The 16,512-nt window shown below is 28.7% G+C and carries 15 protein-coding genes; 10 read left to right on the top strand and 5 right to left on the bottom strand.

Annotated features, from left to right (window positions below; translation table 11 throughout):
- Positions 1-768 (top strand): alpha/beta fold hydrolase, encoded by a 768-nt coding sequence (locus tag H518_RS0104395; RefSeq protein WP_028887938.1) that lies wholly within the window; start codon positions 1-3, stop codon positions 766-768.
- Between the two features lie 50 nt (positions 769-818).
- Here H518_RS0104395 and H518_RS0104390 read toward each other — a convergent pair whose 3' ends face one another.
- Both H518_RS0104390 and H518_RS21390 read right to left on the bottom strand, forming a co-directional pair.
- A complete protein-coding gene (locus tag H518_RS0104390; protein WP_028887937.1) occupies positions 819-1,343 on the bottom strand; it encodes a porin family protein in 525 nt (174 codons plus the stop codon).
- Positions 1,344-1,512: 169 nt separating this feature from the next.
- On the bottom strand, positions 1,513-2,262 hold the full coding sequence (locus tag H518_RS21390) for a sterol desaturase family protein (RefSeq protein ID WP_262509208.1): 750 nt from the start codon (positions 2,260-2,262) through the stop codon (positions 1,513-1,515).
- A gap of 470 nt (positions 2,263-2,732) precedes the next feature.
- Between H518_RS21390 and H518_RS0104375 the strand changes: the two genes are divergently transcribed.
- The 4 genes from H518_RS0104375 (at position 2,733) to clpX (ending at position 6,623) form a co-directional block, all read left to right on the top strand.
- Complete coding sequence (locus tag H518_RS0104375) at positions 2,733-3,080, top strand: phage holin family protein (protein WP_028887934.1); 348 nt, start codon at positions 2,733-2,735, stop codon at positions 3,078-3,080.
- Between the two features lie 84 nt (positions 3,081-3,164).
- Positions 3,165-4,487 carry a trigger factor gene (gene tig / locus H518_RS0104370; protein ID WP_028887933.1) on the top strand — a complete coding sequence of 441 codons (1,323 nt, stop codon included), beginning with the start codon at positions 3,165-3,167 and terminating at the stop codon, positions 4,485-4,487.
- A 130-nt stretch (positions 4,488-4,617) separates the two neighbouring features.
- Complete coding sequence (gene clpP, locus H518_RS0104365) at positions 4,618-5,277, top strand: ATP-dependent Clp endopeptidase proteolytic subunit ClpP (RefSeq protein ID WP_028887932.1); 660 nt, start codon at positions 4,618-4,620, stop codon at positions 5,275-5,277.
- Positions 5,278-5,384: 107 nt separating this feature from the next.
- Positions 5,385-6,623, top strand: a complete 1,239-nt coding sequence (gene clpX, locus H518_RS0104360; protein ID WP_028887931.1) for an ATP-dependent Clp protease ATP-binding subunit ClpX — start codon at positions 5,385-5,387, stop codon at positions 6,621-6,623.
- Between the two features lie 79 nt (positions 6,624-6,702).
- Here the strand turns inward: clpX and H518_RS20385 are convergent, their stop codons facing one another.
- Entirely contained in the window at positions 6,703-8,052 is a 1,350-nt protein-coding gene (locus H518_RS20385) for a hypothetical protein (RefSeq protein ID WP_028887930.1), read from the bottom strand.
- A 120-nt stretch (positions 8,053-8,172) separates the two neighbouring features.
- Between H518_RS20385 and dnaG the strand changes: the two genes are divergently transcribed.
- Positions 8,173-10,179 carry a DNA primase gene (gene dnaG / locus H518_RS0104350; RefSeq protein ID WP_028887929.1) on the top strand — a complete coding sequence of 669 codons (2,007 nt, stop codon included), beginning with the start codon at positions 8,173-8,175 and terminating at the stop codon, positions 10,177-10,179.
- 208 nt (positions 10,180-10,387) lie between these two features.
- Here the strand turns inward: dnaG and nadE are convergent, their stop codons facing one another.
- Positions 10,388-11,176: an NAD(+) synthase gene (gene nadE, locus H518_RS0104340; protein WP_028887928.1), complete on the bottom strand. Its 789-nt coding sequence runs from the start codon at positions 11,174-11,176 to the stop codon at positions 10,388-10,390.
- Positions 11,177-11,272: 96 nt separating this feature from the next.
- Between nadE and gldB the strand changes: the two genes are divergently transcribed.
- Positions 11,273-12,235, top strand: a complete 963-nt coding sequence (gene gldB, locus H518_RS0104335; RefSeq protein ID WP_028887927.1) for a gliding motility lipoprotein GldB — start codon at positions 11,273-11,275, stop codon at positions 12,233-12,235.
- Positions 12,235-12,570 (top strand): gliding motility protein GldC, encoded by a 336-nt coding sequence (gldC, locus tag H518_RS0104330; protein WP_028887926.1) that lies wholly within the window; start codon positions 12,235-12,237, stop codon positions 12,568-12,570. Before gldB ends, gldC begins: the two co-directional genes overlap by 1 nt.
- 26 nt (positions 12,571-12,596) lie before the next feature.
- Here the strand turns inward: gldC and folK are convergent, their stop codons facing one another.
- On the bottom strand, positions 12,597-13,727 hold the full coding sequence (gene folK / locus H518_RS0104325) for a 2-amino-4-hydroxy-6-hydroxymethyldihydropteridine diphosphokinase (RefSeq protein WP_028887925.1): 1,131 nt from the start codon (positions 13,725-13,727) through the stop codon (positions 12,597-12,599).
- 168 nt (positions 13,728-13,895) lie between these two features.
- On the opposite strand from folK, the gene H518_RS19215 reads away from it, so the two are divergent.
- Entirely contained in the window at positions 13,896-15,821 is a 1,926-nt protein-coding gene (locus H518_RS19215) for a tetratricopeptide repeat-containing sensor histidine kinase (RefSeq protein ID WP_162143103.1), read from the top strand.
- Entirely contained in the window at positions 15,811-16,455 is a 645-nt protein-coding gene (locus tag H518_RS0104315) for a response regulator transcription factor (protein WP_028887924.1), read from the top strand. The genes H518_RS19215 and H518_RS0104315 overlap by 11 nt, the downstream gene beginning before the upstream one ends.
- Positions 16,456-16,512 lie beyond the last annotated feature (57 nt).

Genomic DNA, 16,512 nt, shown 5'->3' with positions numbered 1-16,512 from the left:
ATGCAAATTTTACATTCAAGAATAGTAGGTGAAGGAAAACCGTTGTTGATTTTACACGGGTATTTTGGTATGGGTGATAATTGGAAAACTCACGCAAACTCTTTAGCCAAAGATGGTTTTCAGGTACATTTAATAGATCAGCGTAATCATGGTCGTAGCTTTCATTCTGATGAGTTCGATTATGAGTCAATGGTTACTGATTTATATAATTATATAAAGCATTATCAATTAGAAAAAATTCACTTACTTGGGCATTCTATGGGAGGGAAAACAGTAATGTTGTTTGCTACTGAATATGCAGGATTAGTGGATAAATTAATCGTTGCAGATATTTCTCCGAGAATGTATCCACCACATCATCACGATATTTTAAAGGCGTTAAATTCAGTGAATTTTACTATACAGAATTCACGTAAGTTGATTGATGGAAAATTGTCAGAATTAATTTCAGAAGTAGGTATACGACAGTTTTTGTTAAAAAGTGTGTATAGAAAAACAAAAGACGAGTTAGCGTTTCGTTTTAATTTAAAATCATTAACTGAAAATAATAATGAAGTTGGAGAGGCGTTGCCTTCTTTTACCGTTTTTGAAGGTGATACCTTGTTTTTAAAAGGTGAGAATTCAGGTTATATTTCTGTAAATGAAGAACCAATTATTGAGGCGCACTTTCCGAATTCGACTATTAAATCAATAAGAAAAGCAGGTCATTGGTTACATGCTGAAAATCCAGTGGATTTTTATGCTGAAGTTATTGCTTTTATTAAATAAAATAATTAAAACCGAAGTAAATTTACTTCGGTTTTTAGCGTGTTAAGATTTTAGAAAAAGTAACCAATAGAAAGTTGAAGTACACCACTCTTAATTTTATCAGTAGTTTTATCTATGTTGTTGATGTTTGATAGACCTAAGTTATAACGTGCCCCAAAATTAAGGCCGTTATCTAATTTGTATCCGATTCCCATATTAACGCCAAAATCTACATCTTTAAAGTTGCTCTTAATATCGGTACTTTCTCTTTTGGCAGAAAGTAAATAACCAACCTGTGGTCCAACTTCTAAACTAAATCTTTCCGTGGCATAATATTTAGCCATTAAAGGTAGGCTTAGGTAATTCAAAGCAATTACATCATCTCCAATACTGAATCCTTGGCCAGAAAAAATTAATTCTGGTTGAAAGGAAAATTTATCTGTAATTGAAATTTCAGCCATAGCTCCAAAATTAAAAGCAGTTACAGTTTTTGCGTTGTTAGCATTGTTACTTCTAATATCTGCAAAATTAAGCCCTCCTTTTACTCCAAATTCAATATTTTGTGCATTCATGTTTACAAAACCAAAAGCAGTAATTAATGTTAGTAATAGTGTTTTTTTTCATAATTTAAAAATTTATTTATTCGAGACAAATAAAAAACTTTTTAATGATTGTAAGTTTCTTTTTATTAGAGCTATAGCTTTTTTAACTGACTTTAAGAAAAGCCTCTTTTTTTTATGTTTTTATTAAGTTTTTAAAGTAGTTTTATTGAGGTTTTTTAATGAAGTTTTTTTTTATTAGTTTGAAAAAATTCACAAAAGGTGTGAGTAAATTTTTCAAAAAAGTATCATAATTATTATCTTCATTGCCTAATCCAAATTTTAAATTTTTTGTAGTTTTTGATAAGATTAGTGTTCCAAACATTAAGTCCCAAATTGCAAATTTTGATCCTAAATTCTTATCGTAGTGTTTAGGGTTGTTGCTATGGTGAATCTGATGTTGAAAAGGGCTTATGAAGATTTTTTCTAAAAAGCTCGGGTACTTAAATTCAATATGAGAATGTCTAAGGTTTGCTCCGAAAAGCATAAAAATAAAGCCGAAAATATTTACCCCTAGAAATATTATTTTATGAACTTGATTGTCTGATAAATAATCAAATATTCCAGTTAAAACACCAAAAATTAAAATCCCTTTTAAGTTGTTAATAATTAATTCTATTGGGTGAATTCTGTATTGAGTAATAGGAGTTAGTTTAGTAGCAGAGTGATGTACTTTGTGGAATTCCCATAAAAAAGGAATTTTATGCATTAGTAAGTGAATTAGGTAAGATGCTAGGTCTCCTATTAGAGTAAGGGTGATTGTATAGAATACTATGGTTTGTGTTTGGGTTAAACTAAATGAGGGATATCCGAAAAATTTAAGTAAATATTCATTTGTGTAAAAGGCAATGTATAACCCGAAAATAAGGTAGGGTATAATAACTGTTAATTTAATAAAACTATTAAAAAAGATCATTAAGTAATCAACGAATGCCGATTTACTTAACCAGATGCTTTTTGGTAACAGATATTTAATAAAGGTACTCTTGCTCTTTGATTTAGAATATATATAATATGCCATTAGAGTAGAGGAAATTAAATATAGATAATATATCCTCTTTTTAGAGCTAGTGAAGTATGATATTGGCATTTCAAATGCCTCAATTATCAAGTTGTACAATTCATTTATTTCCATTTTTTATCCCTTTTAAATAATATTTAGAATGTAGTCTTTCAATAATGAAACTAAATTTAATAATGGCAAAATTACTAGAAAGAGGCGTGAATCAAGCTGTTTTTTTAAACAATCTGCCAAAATTTCAGGGTTTTTCATTTGGTATGGTTATCGCATTGTGTAACACGTTACTGTGAGATAAGTGAGTTAATCTAAAACATAGATTAAAAAATGCTTTACTGCTTGTATAAACGATAATTTAAACAAAACAAATGAAATTATTTTTAAAAATTTTATTAACAGCATTAGCAGTTATTATACTTGCAAATATATTGCCAGGTATTACTGTTAATAGTTACACGACGGCAGTTATAGTCGCAATAACGATATCGTTATTAAATATGTTTGTACGCCCATTATTGGTGTTTTTTACATTGCCAGCAACTATTATAACCTTAGGGCTGTTTTTGTTTGTTATTAACGCAGTAATTATATTGTTAGCAGGAAACTTAGTTACAGGTTTTGTAGTTAACGGATTTTTTACAGCATTTTTATTTAGTGTGTTGTTATCAATATTTAGGTCATTTTTGTTTTCGCTATTAAAAGAAGACAAAAAATAACTGAAAACGAAAGAGTTAAACCCTTTGCAAAAAAGGTAAAAATAGCCTATTTTTGCACCCGATTTTAAAGAAACAGATTTTAAGATGAATATTACAAAAGAAAACGTAGATGCGTTAAACGCAGTGGTAAAAGTTGATATAGTTGCTGAAGATTATCAAGCTAAAGTAACAAAGCAATTAAACGATTACCGTAAAACGGCGAACATTCCAGGATTTAGAAAAGGTCAGGTACCAATGGGAATGGTAAAAAAGCAATACGGAAAATCGATAATGATTGATGAGGTAAACAAGCTTTTACAAGAATCATTAAATAAATATTTAGCAGAAGAAAAGTTAGATATTTTAGGTAACCCATTACCAAGAATTAAAGATGATTTTAACTGGGATGCTGAAAAGTTTTCTTTTGAATTCGAATTAGGGTTAGCTCCAGAGTTTGATGTAAACTTAAAGCCTAAAAATAAAGTTACTCAATATAATATCGTTGCAACAGACGAGTTAATTGATAAAGAAGTAGAAAATATTCAAACTCGTTATGGTAAAGTATTGCCATTAGACGAAGCGAATGACGAAGCGAATGTAACTGGTACATTTGTAAACGAAGAAAAAGAAATAGAGAAGAAAGCTACTGTTTCTGTAAAAGATTTTAAAGGTAAAACAAACTTAAAGAAGTTTGTTGGTGCTAAAGTAGGAGATGTTTTAGAGTTAAAAACAAAAGGTTTATTCGAAGATGAGCACAAATTACAACATGTTTTAGGTGTGTCTCACGATGAAACTCACGATTTAGATGTTGTTGTTTCTTTTACAATTGAAGAAGTTACTAAAACTGAAGCAGCTGAATTAGATAAAGAATTATTTGATAAGTTGTTTGCAGACGGAAGTGTAAGTACTGTATCTGAATTAAAAGAAAAAATTAAAGAAGATGCTGAAAAGCAATTTCAACAACAAGGAGATCAGCAGTTGTTAAACGCAATTACTGAGAATTTAGTAGAAAATACAAAATTCGATTTACCAACAGCATTTTTACAAAAATGGTTACAAACTGCTGGTGAAAAGCAGTTAACAGCAGAAGAAGCTGTTGAAGAGTATAATAAATCTGAAAAAGGATTACGTTATCAATTAATCGAAGGAAAGATTATGAAAGATAACGATGTTAAAATTGATTATGCTGAATTAGTAGACTATGCAAAAGGATTTATCCGTTCGCAAATGGCTCAGTTTGGTAATATGAATCCAGAAGAGAAAGAATTAGACGATATCGCAGGTAGAGTTTTACAAAATCAAGAAGAAGCTCAAAAATTACAATCTCAATTAATTAGCCAAAAATTATTAGCTTTTTATAAAGAGAATATGAGTTTTGACTCTAAAGAGCTTTCTTACGAAGACTTTATTAAAGAAGTATATAAATAACAGTTTATTAACTGATTATAAATTAAAAACCTGAATTTACATTCAGGTTTTTTTTGCCACAAATGGTAGCTGTATAATAACTAAATAGTTCTTATATTTACACAATTATAACCCAAAAAACATTTTTAAAATGGATTACGGAAAAGAATTCGAAAAATACGCAACAAAGCAACACGGTATAAACAGTACATATTTAGGTAAAATTACAAGTAGTTTAACGCCATATATTATGGAAGAGCGTCAGATGAACATTACTCAAATGGATGTTTTTTCACGTTTAATGATGGATAGAATTATTTTTTTAGGTACTGGTGTTAATGATCAAGTAGCTAATGTAATTCAAGCACAATTATTGTTTTTAGAAAGTGTAGATGCGAATAAAGATATTTCAATTTATATTAATTCACCAGGAGGTGGCGTTTATGCAGGTTTAGGTATTTACGATACGATGCAGTTTATTAAGCCAGATGTAGCAACAATTTGTACAGGTATGGCAGCATCTATGGGAGCTGTTTTAATGTGTGCAGGAGCAAAAGGAAAACGTTCTGCTTTGCCACATTCACGTATTATGATTCACCAACCAATGGGAGGTGCGCAAGGACAAGCATCTGATATGGAAATTACAGTAAAAGAAATAGGTAAATTAAAAACAGAATTATATAACATTATTTCTGATCACTCAGGACAACCTTTCGAAAAAGTACAAGAAGATTCTGATAGAGATTATTGGATGAAGGCAGACGAAGCGAAAGCTTACGGAATGGTGGATGAAATTTTAAAAAGAAAATAATTTTTCGTGATTGCGAATAAAACGAGGTAACTTTTTATTAATTAAAAAGATAATAATGGCGTTTTTTATTTTCGTGATAGTAGAGAATAACAAGTTAGTATAATATAATGTCGAAAGAAGAAAACTTAGAATGTTCCTTTTGTGGGCGTAAAAAACCAGAAACAGATTTATTAATCGCTGGTATGGATGCTCATATATGTGATAAGTGTATTGAGCAAGCTCACGGAATTGTAGAAGAAGAAGTTGCAGAAGCTAAAACAGATAGCTTGTCTAAAGATTTAACTTTAAATAAGCCAAAACAAATTAAGGCTTTTTTAGATGAATATATCATAGGGCAAACCGAAACTAAAAGAGGTATGTCTGTAGCTGTATATAATCACTATAAACGATTATTGCAAGAGAAAGATGAAGTAGATGAGGTAGAGATTGAAAAATCGAATATCATTTTAGTAGGAGAAACAGGTACGGGTAAAACATTAATAGCTCGTACAATTGCTAAAATGTTAAACGTACCATTTTCTATTGTTGATGCAACTGTTTTAACACAAGCAGGATATGTAGGTGAAGATGTAGAAAGTATTTTAAGTCGTTTACTACAAGCAGCAGATTATGAAGTGGATAAGGCTGAACGAGGAATTGTTTTTATCGATGAAATAGATAAAATAGCTCGTAAAGGTGATAATCCATCAATTACTCGTGATGTCTCAGGAGAAGGTGTTCAGCAAGCATTATTAAAGCTTTTAGAAGGTTCGGTTGTAAATGTTGCTCCTAAAGGAGGAAGAAAGCATCCAGATCAAAAATTTATAGAAGTAAATACTAAAGATATTTTATTTATTGCAGGTGGTGCTTTTTCAGGAATTGATAGAATTATTAGTAAGCGTTTAAATATGCAAGCTGTTGGTTATAGTGCATCAATTGATGAAGATAGTGTTGATGAAAGTAATTTGTTACAATACATTATTCCATCTGATTTAAAATCTTTTGGATTAATACCTGAAATTATTGGACGTCTACCTGTATTAAGTTATATGAATCCGTTAGACGCAAAAACATTACGAGCAATCTTAACAGAACCTAAAAACTCTATTATAAAGCAATACACAAAGTTATTTGCGATGGACGATGTTGAGTTTACTTTAACTGAAGAAGCGCTACAGTTTATTGTAGATAAAGCAGTAGAGTATAAGTTAGGAGCTCGTGGATTACGTTCGTTATGTGAAGCGATATTAACTGATGCGATGTATGATATGCCTAGTTCTGATGAAAAAGAATTAAGAGTAACAAGAGAATATGCAGAAGCTAAAATAACAAAGTCAGCTTTAAAGAAATTAAGAGCAGCTTCGTAACATAATAAATAATAAGTAAAATAAAAAGCACCACATTTTATAAAAATGTGGTGCTTTTTTGTGCAATAGTAAAAAAGTTTTAGTGCTTTTTAATTTTACTATGTTTACTAATCCATTCAGTAAGTTGATTGGCAGTTATACTATATTTTTGTTGTACTTCTAGTTTTTTAGTTTGTATATAAGAAGCGTTTAAAACCAAAGAGTCGTATTCATTAACAACAGATTTTTTAAATTTATCATAATAACTTTCAGTACTTTCTGATGATTGTATTGTTTTAGTTTTAAGGGCAGTATTACCGAGTAAGTCAATCCATTTAGTAAATTGTTGAGAATTTAAATTGTACTTTTTTTGAATCTCTTCTTTTTTACTTTGTAAGTAAGCAGGGTTTAATATTGCTTTTTCATACTCATCTACTGCTGATTTTTTAAATTTTGAATAATAGGTCGCAGTATATTTTTGTGGAGCTCCAGGATTAATTGTCTTAGCTACATTTTTATTTCCAACTGTTAGATCTGAATATTTTGTTATCCATTGTAAAAGTTGTTCAGGATTTAAACTATATTTTTGAGCTAACTCATTCTTTTTACTTTGCGTATGGCTAGTAGCTAGTACTAATTTGTCATATTCAGAAACAACAGAAAGTTGAAATTTTTCATAATAATTAGCAGCACTTTCTTTAGGTTGATTGTTTGTTACAGGTTGTGATACTTTAGTTTTTGATTGAACAGCTATAGAAGTAGTAGGTTTGCTTTCTTCTTTAACACTTTCTTCATGAACACTTTTTATACTGTTTGCATTTTTTGTGTACACAGCATTTTCGTCTTTATACCATCCCTCAGGTATTTTGTTAAGTTGCGTGTCATTAACAATAATACTATTCATTTGGTTTCCTGTTGTATCTAAGCTTTCTAACTCAGTACAAGCTTTAACATCTAAAGTTGTGAGTTCATTAAAACTAGTGTATAAACTCTTAAGGTTAGGATTATCTCCAATAATTAAAGAATTTAATTTGTTTCCGTCACAACTTACATATACTAATTCAGTATTATTACTAAGATCTAAACGTTCTATTTTATTTTCACTACAGTTTAAAAAAGTAATAGATGTACTTTTTGATAAGTCTATTTCAGTAATTTCGTTTCCAAAACAATCTAAACGTTTTAAGTTAGGAAAGTGTTCAAGACCACCTAAGTTTTTAATTTTAGAATGTACGTTAGGTAGTAATTTGTTTGTTATTGGATCATTAATATTTAAATTAACAACATATTTGGCATCACTCACCAAAATATTTCCATTTAAACCATTAGAATCGATATCTAAATCAATCAAACATTCTTCAAGTCCAATGTCTTTAATAGCAATGGTTTCCTGAGAAAATACGTTAAAGGTTAATAAAAATAAAAGAAAGTGGGATACAGTTTTTTTCATGATAAAAAATTTTAACAAAACTATATATTTATATGTTTTTAACAAATAAAAGGTTAACATATTTATTTTTAACAAAAGAACATCTAAACGAGTATATTTGTAGGCTGTATTTTACATTATATGATAACGCAACAAACAATAGAAAAAGTTTTTGAAGCATCCCAAGTAGAGGAAGTAATAGGGGAGTTTGTACAACTTAAAAAATCTGGAAGTAGTTTTAAAGGCTTAAGTCCATTTACAGATGAACGAACTCCATCGTTTATGGTATCGCCTGTAAAACAAATTTGGAAAGATTTTAGTACAGGTAAAGGAGGGAATGCAGTTTCTTTTTTAATGGAACATGAGCATTATACATATCCTGAAGCTATAAAGTGGTTAGCTAAAAAATATAATATTGAAATAGAAGAAACGGAGCAGTCTGACGAGCAAAAAGAGCAGATGAATGAGCGAGAGAGTATGTTTTTAGCATCTAAATTTGCTAAAGATTACTTTCATGATGTGCTAATGAACACTCAGAAAGGAAGAGCAATAGGATTGTCTTATTTCAAAGAAAGAGGTTTTAGGGAGGATATTATAGAGAAATTCGATTTAGGATATTGTAAAGATGAGTGGAGTAATTTTACAGATGCAGCATTAGCAAAAGGTTATGATTTAAAATATTTAAAATCTACAGGGTTAACAATCGTAAAAGAAGGAGGCCCACAACTTAAAAAGTTTGATCGATTCAAAGGACGTGTATTATTTCCAATACACAGTATGTCTGGACGTATTTTGGGTTTTGGAGGTAGAATACTAACTAATGATAAAAAAGCTGCAAAATATTTAAACTCACCAGAAAGTGACATTTACCATAAGAGTAAAATTTTATATGGAATTTATCATGCTAAGAAAGAAATCGCAAAACAAGATAATTGTTATTTAGTTGAAGGATATACAGATGTAATTTCTTTTTACCAATCAGGAATTGAAAATGTAGTTGCATCTTCAGGTACTGCGTTAACATCCGACCAAATTAGATTAGTAAATCGTTTAACTAAAAATATTACTGTATTATTTGATGGTGATGCGGCAGGAATTAGGGCTTCTATTAGAGGTATTGATTTAATTCTAGAACAAGGAATGAACGTAAAAGTTGTTTCATTTCCAGAAGGAGAAGATCCTGATAGTTTTGCGAAATCACATTCAACAAAAGAATTAAAAGAATTTTTAGAAGAGAAATCACAAGATTTTATCGAATTTAAAGTGTCTTTATTGATGAAAGACGCAGCAAATGATCCTGTTAAAAAAGCTGGATTAATTCGTGATATTGTTACTAGTATATCTAAAATACCCGATGGTATTCAAAGAGAAGTATACGTACAAGAATGTGCTAATATTATGGATATTTCTGAGCGTGTTTTATTTAGTGAATTAGCACAATTATTAAATAAAGGTTTAGCTAAATCTAATAGAGAGAGTCAAAACCGTAATTCAAATCAGTCATCAGGAGAACACTCTCATAGGGAAGAAAAAACCTCAATGGGGCTTGTAAAAGGAGGTAAGAAAGGACGTCAAAAAATTGATCAATTAAATATCTTAGAAAAGGAAATTATAAGAATATTGTTACTTTATGGTAATGAGATGGTTGAGTTTGTTAATTGGGTAGATGTCGTAGATGATAAAGGTCGCGCAGTTTTAGAAAAAGAAGAGTATCAAAATACCGTTTCAAATGAGTTGTATTTAAATTTACAAGAAGATGAAATTGAATTTGCGAATGAAATTTTTAAATTAACATATTATCAACTAGTTCATCAATTAAATCAAGATGAAAAAATTTCGATAGATCAATTGATTATGCATGAAAATCAAGATATATCTAGTTTGGTAACTAATATTTTAATGGATGAAGAAAAGTACTCTTTAAGTGATTGGGAGCGAAAAGAAATATTTGTAACAGAAACAAAAAAAATACTTCCTAAATTGGTATCTGATGCTATATTAAATATTAGAAGAGTTTTAATAGAAGAAAAAATAAAGGAGATAATACACGAGGTTCAAACTCAAAATGTAGCGTTAGACTTAGAGGAAATATCTAATTATACAGATTTAAAAAAGCGCCTTTTTGAAAAATTAAATCGTGTAGTTTAATCTAATATTTTTTAGAAATTTAACAAAATTTTATAATTGTGTTTTTTTTTGTAATTTTGTTTCGAAAAAAGAAAGAAAAACAATTATGAAAAGAGTGCTACAATTTTTTGAACTATTAAGACTATTTATAATATTGCCTTTTAGAATATCTAACGGATACAAAAAGCAAGCATACCAAAAAATTAAACGTCAAATGATGTTAGTAAACTTACTTTAAGTTACTAGGTATTTCACAAACAGGAATAGGAATCATCTTATGTTGATTAATTCGATTTAGGCGCGTATATATTTTAAATACTTCTAATTCTCTATCAGAAAAATCAATGATTGTTTTTCCTGTGTTTTGCATTTTCATAGCCCATTCTAATTCATCGTATGAAGCTCCGATTTGCTCTTCGTCAGTCCTACTATCACCAAACAGACCATCTGTTGGTTGTGCTTTTTGAATAGAGTTAGGTACTTCTAGATATTCACCTAAAGCAAAAACCTCAGATTTTACCAAATCAGCTATTGGACTTAAATCAACTCCTCCATCACCATATTTAGTGTAAAAACCTACTCCGAAATCTTCTACTTTATTACCGGTTCCAGTAACTAATAAACCATGTAGTCCAGCAAAGTAATACAGTGTTGTCATACGTAAACGAGCTCGAGTATTAGCTAAAGCTAAGGCTGTTTTTGCAGAAGGTTCAATTTTAGGAACTACCGTTTTAAAATCTTCAAAAGTGGTTGTTAAATTTACTTCAGCCTCAGAAACATTACTAAAACGTTCTTTTAGTTGTTTAATATGCTCATTTGCTCTATTTACTTGACTTTCTGCTTGATGAATAGGTAATTCAATACATAAAGTTGGTAAACCTGTTTTAGCACATAAAGTTGAGGTTACAGCACTATCAATGCCACCAGAAATACCAACTACAAATCCCTTAACTCCTGAGTTAGTTGCATAGTCTTTTAACCATTGTATAATGTGTTCTGAAACTTTAGGTGTATTCATAATCAAATATATTTTATAAGAGTTTATATAATATTCATATAAACTATTTTAGTAATTTCGGCGTTGTAAAATTTGAATGTAAATATACTAAAGTTCATGAGAAAATTTTTAACACTTTGTGTTTTAGTTTTAGGATTAAATTCTTGTAAAAAAGAGGTTGCTTTTAATTTAGAAGTTGACGTGTCTAATATTAAGGTTAACACGATTATAGATCGTTTTGATATAGATTTTTATAATACAGAACCTGAAGATTTAGAAAAAACAAAAAAAATATATCCATTTTTATTTCCTTCTCAGCCTGACAGTATTTGGGTAAATAAGTTAAATAATAAAGATGAAAGAGAATTGTATGTTGAAACACAAAAAGTATATAATACTCTAGATGATTTAAGGGGGGAGTTAACTTCTTTTTTTAAGCATTTAAAGTATTATAACCCTAAATTTAAAAGCCCGAAAGTAATAACAATGCTTACGAATATTGACTACGATAATAGAATTGTGTATTCTGATAGTCTGTTATTAATTTCTTTAGATGCCTATCTCGGTAAGGAGCATAAGTTTTATAACGATTATCCAGCATATGTAAAGCAGAATAATGAGAAAGAACGTATTATCGTAGATGTGGCGGAATCAATAATAGAAGCGCACTTTTTTCCATCCAAACAACGAAGTTTTATAGATAAAATGATTTATAAAGGAAAAAAAATGTATTTATTAGATGCTTATTTACCAACGATATCAGACAAAATAAAAATTGGTTACACGCAAGTTAAGTTTGATTGGGTAGAAAAAAATGAAGAATCAATTTGGAAGTATTTTATTGAAAAAAACTTGTTATATAGTACAAATAAAGAGTTAGATAAACGTTTTTTAGATATTGCACCTTTTTCTAAGTTTTATATGGAGCAAGATAACCAATCACCAGGAGGTATAGGAGAATGGGTAGGTTGGCAAATAGTACGTTCGTACATGCAAAAGAATGATGTATCTTTGCAGCAATTATTACAAACGAGTGAGGAGGAAATCTTCAAAAAATCAAAATATAAACCAAAGAGATAATGGCGATAGAACATACTTCGAAAATAATATTTAAAGTAGGCTTAGACGAAAATAAAATTCCTGAAGAAATTACATGGAATGCTGAAGATGGTGGAATTAATGGTGAAGCTTCTAAGGCGATAATGTTATCTGTTTGGGATCATAAGAAAAAAGATACATTACGTATGGATTTATGGACGAAAGATATGCCGGTAGATGAGATGAAGCAATTTTATCATCAAACATTGGTGTCTATGGCTGGTTCATTTGAGAGAGCTACTAATGATGAGAAAATGAGTGCTACAATGCGAGATTTTTGTGATTACTTTGCAGAGAAATTAGAATTAAAGAAATAAAAAAAGCAGCTTTTAAGCTGCTTTTTTTATGCGTTGTAATTTTTAATCTCATTAATTACAAATTGATAATCTTTATTATTTTTTACAAAGTCTAAATCAGAAACATCAATAATTAAGATGTTTAAATTAGGTTGCGTTTTAATGAAATTAATATATCCATCATGTATTTTTTGTAAATAATCAGCTTCTATGTTTTGTTCGTAATCTCTTCCTCTTTTTTTTATGTTTTTTAGTAAGCGATCAGTATTTTGATATAGATAAATATATAAATCAGGTTTAGTGATTTCTTTATACATTAAATCAAACATTTTTCTGTATAACTTATATTCATCTTTTTGTAAAGTGACTTGTGCAAAAATTAATGATTTGAAAATATAATAATCTGAAATTATAAAATTTTTAAATAAATCAAATTGTGCTAAGTCATCTGTTAATTGTTGATATCTGTCAGCTAAAAAACTCATCTCTAAAGGAAAAGCATAGCGTTCATTATCTTCATAGAATTTTGGTAAAAAAGGATTGTCGGCAAAACGTTCTAACACCGTTTTTGTGTTAAATTCGTCAGACATCATTTTAGCTAAAGATGTTTTTCCAGCCCCAATATTTCCTTCAATAGCAATATAATTATATTTTTCAGTAATAGGTATAGGTCTTACAAGTTGCTTTTCAAGTACAGAAATAATTGAATCATCAGAACAGTTATTTAAACAAACAGATAGTGGTTTTCTTTCTATTGGATGAACTGTTTTTTTAGCGATTTCAGTTAAGGGAACTAAAACAAATTTACGATCTAACATTCGTGGATGAGGTACGATAAGGTTTTCTGAAAAAATAACTTCATCATCAAAAAGTAAGACATCAATGTCAATAACCCTATTAGTGTATTCATTACTATTAGTTCGAATTCTTCCGATCTTTTTTTCAATAGATAATAACTTTGAAATTAATTGCTCAGGAGGAAGATGGGTAGATACTTTAATACAAGTATTGTAAAAATTATTACCAGTAAACCCAAAAGAAGGAGTTTCATAAACTGATGCAATTTTTAAAATAACTCCAATTTCTTGGTAAATTAAATTTATAGCTTCCTGTAAATTACTTAGCTTACCACCTTCATTGGTGCCTAAAGAAAAATATGTTGTTCTCTGTATTTTCAATTACATAATATATAGAATGCAAAGAAACAAAAAGCATCTAGGAATTCATTTGTTTCTAATAAAGTTTTTTGATCTTTATTACAGTTATATTCTTGTCGTAGTGATTTTATATATTTATATAAATGACTATTTTTGATTATGGTTAAATTTATTTTTAAGTGTTTTGTAGTGTGTTCATTTTTATATACGAAAGTAAGTATTTGTCAAACCAATCGATTAAAAGAAAACGGAATAAAGAGTGAAAAAGAATTGATTTATGAGGCTATTCATTTATTAAATAATAATGAAGAAGAGAAAGCGTATATAATCGCTAAAGATTTAAAAAAAACAACTAAATCTAAGTATGCTTTAATGAATAGTAGTATGATATTAGCGTACTATTTTAATAGAAAATTAGCTGTAGATTCTTCAATAATTTACGCAAAAGAATCTCTTAGTTTTAATACAGAAGGAGGAGATTCTTTAAAAGCTAAACGAAAATCAACTATTTATAATCTTTTAGGAAAAAATTATAGTAAAAAAGGGTTACTTAATGAAAGTAAAAAGTGGTATATAAAAGGTATTGAAGAAGCTCATAAATTTAATGAAAAATATTTCTACTATGCTAATACGCATGGATTAGCTTTGGTGTATTATAATGATAAGAATTCTTTAAAAGCATTAAGTGCTTTTAAAGAATGTTTAGCTTATACAGAAGATAAAGAAATTATATACGGTAGTTATATAAATATAGGAATGATTTATGGGGAACTTAAAGATTATAAGGCTTCTAATGATTATCTAAAAAAAGCATATGACATGAGTTTGGTAGAAAATAATGTAAAAGCTATGTCAACAATTCTTTTAAACTTAGCAGATAATGCAGAAAAGCAAAAGAAAATAAATAAAGCAAAAAAACTTTATAGAGAAGTAATAACAATAAGTGACGAAGAAGGGTTTCATCAATTGAAAATTGAAGCTAGTATCGGTATTGGTAATATAATGATTTATTTAAAAGATTATAAAAATGCCCGTCTAGTTTACAGTATTGCACTTAAAGATGCTTTAGAATTCAAATTATTAGGACAGCAACAAAAACTTTATGAAAAGTTAAAGATAATAGCATTAGAACAATTAAATTATAAAGAAGCTTTTTACCACAATTCAAAGTACTTCAAAATAAAAGACTCTATTTCTAGATTAGAAAAAGAAGAAAAGATTAATGAATTAGAAGTTAAATACGAAACTATTAAAAAAGAAAAAGAGATAGTTTTACTTAAAAAAGATCAAGAGATACAAGAGGTTAATTTAAAAACTGAAAAAAATAACAAAAAATATATATTAATATCTTTTTTAATTATCCTTGTAGCTGTGATAGGGTTGCTAATTAATTATTATTTAAGACTTCAAGCACAAAGTGAGCTAAATAAAAAAGATAAAGAGGTAAATTCACAAAAAGTAAGAACATTATATAAAGAAAAAGAATTAGAACTAATTAAAGCCAATATAGAAGGGAGAGATATAGAAAGGGAAAGAATAGCGCAAGAATTACACGATAGTATTGGGGGAAATTTAGCGGCTATTAAGCTTCAGTTAGGTAGTCCTAAAGTTTCTAATATAGATCATATAAAAAAGGTTCGTATTCAAATAGATGATACTTATAAAGAGGTAAGAAATATATCTCACTCACTGATTCCTAAAAGGAAAGAGGCTAGTAAGTTTTGTGATACAATTGAAACATATTTAAATAATATAGGAAGTTCAAGTGATATAATTACTTCTTTAACAATATATCCAAAACAGATAATAGATGAGTTGGCTGAAGAGGTGAAATCAGAAGTATTTAAAATCATTCAAGAATTAATTACAAACACTCTTAAGCATGCAGGTGCATCATTTATGGAATTGAGTATAAGTTTGTCAGATGAACAAATATTAAATATTCTTTTTGAAGATAACGGAGTAGGATTTAAACCTTCAGAACAAAAAGAAGGTTTGGGATATACCAACATAAAAAGTAGGTTAAGTAAAATACACGGACAATTATTAATTGATTCAAGAAAAGGAAGAGGAACTATTATTAATATAGAAATAGATAATAAATATGAAGTATAATTTAATTATAGTAGACGATCATAAAATGTTCTTAGATGGTTTGCAAAGTATTTTTGAATCTATAAAAGAGTATTGTATTCTGTTCACTGGTAAAGATGGAGCAGAAATTTTAAAGTACATGGAAAATAATAAGGATAAAAAAATAGACCTTGTTATTACAGATATTACAATGCCTAAAGTTGATGGTATAGCATTAAATAAGGCAATTAAAGAGAAAAAAGAGGCTGTTAAAACATTAGTAGTTAGTATGCATTTGAATGCTAAAATGATAGATACTCTAATAAATGATGATGTAGATGGTTATGTACCTAAAAATGCAGAAAAAGAAGAGTTGTCTAGGGCTATCCGAACAATTTTAAATGGAGAAAAATATTTTTCAAGAGAGATAAAAGAAATTTATTTAGAGAATAGATTGTCAAAAAAAAAAGAAGAAGGTGTAAAGTTAACAGAAAGAGAAAAACAGGTAATTACTTTTATTGCTCAAGAGTTTACAACACAGGAAATAGCAGATAAATTATTTTTGAGCAAGCATACAATAGAGAGTTATAGAAAAAACCTTATGATTAAACTAAATGTTAGGAATATTGCAGGTTTAACCAAATATGCTTTAAAAAAGAATTATTTAGAAAATTGATTTTAAAAATTAAGTAGGGTAAAATGGTCTATTCTTGTTTTTATATAGCATACCCTC

Origin of the sequence: Tenacibaculum ovolyticum DSM 18103, from assembly GCF_000430545.1 — a bacterium.
Lineage (GTDB): Bacteria > Bacteroidota > Bacteroidia > Flavobacteriales > Flavobacteriaceae > Polaribacter > Polaribacter ovolyticus.
This window is presented reverse-complemented; position numbering and strand designations above follow the sequence as displayed.

Coding starts and splice junctions, on each gene's coding strand:
- H518_RS0104395 (WP_028887938.1), top strand. CDS start 1: ATGCAAATTTTACATTCAAGAATAGTAGGTGAAGGAAAACCGTTGTTG.
- H518_RS21390 (WP_262509208.1), bottom strand. CDS start 2,262: ATGATCTTTTTTAATAGTTTTATTAAATTAACAGTTATTATACCCTAC.
- H518_RS0104375 (WP_028887934.1), top strand. CDS start 2,733: ATGAAATTATTTTTAAAAATTTTATTAACAGCATTAGCAGTTATTATA.
- tig (WP_028887933.1), top strand. CDS start 3,165: ATGAATATTACAAAAGAAAACGTAGATGCGTTAAACGCAGTGGTAAAA.
- clpP (WP_028887932.1), top strand. CDS start 4,618: ATGGATTACGGAAAAGAATTCGAAAAATACGCAACAAAGCAACACGGT.
- clpX (WP_028887931.1), top strand. CDS start 5,385: ATGTCGAAAGAAGAAAACTTAGAATGTTCCTTTTGTGGGCGTAAAAAA.
- H518_RS20385 (WP_028887930.1), bottom strand. CDS start 8,052: ATGAAAAAAACTGTATCCCACTTTCTTTTATTTTTATTAACCTTTAAC.
- dnaG (WP_028887929.1), top strand. CDS start 8,173: ATGATAACGCAACAAACAATAGAAAAAGTTTTTGAAGCATCCCAAGTA.
- nadE (WP_028887928.1), bottom strand. CDS start 11,176: ATGAATACACCTAAAGTTTCAGAACACATTATACAATGGTTAAAAGAC.
- gldB (WP_028887927.1), top strand. CDS start 11,273: ATGAGAAAATTTTTAACACTTTGTGTTTTAGTTTTAGGATTAAATTCT.
- gldC (WP_028887926.1), top strand. CDS start 12,235: ATGGCGATAGAACATACTTCGAAAATAATATTTAAAGTAGGCTTAGAC.
- H518_RS0104315 (WP_028887924.1), top strand. CDS start 15,811: ATGAAGTATAATTTAATTATAGTAGACGATCATAAAATGTTCTTAGAT.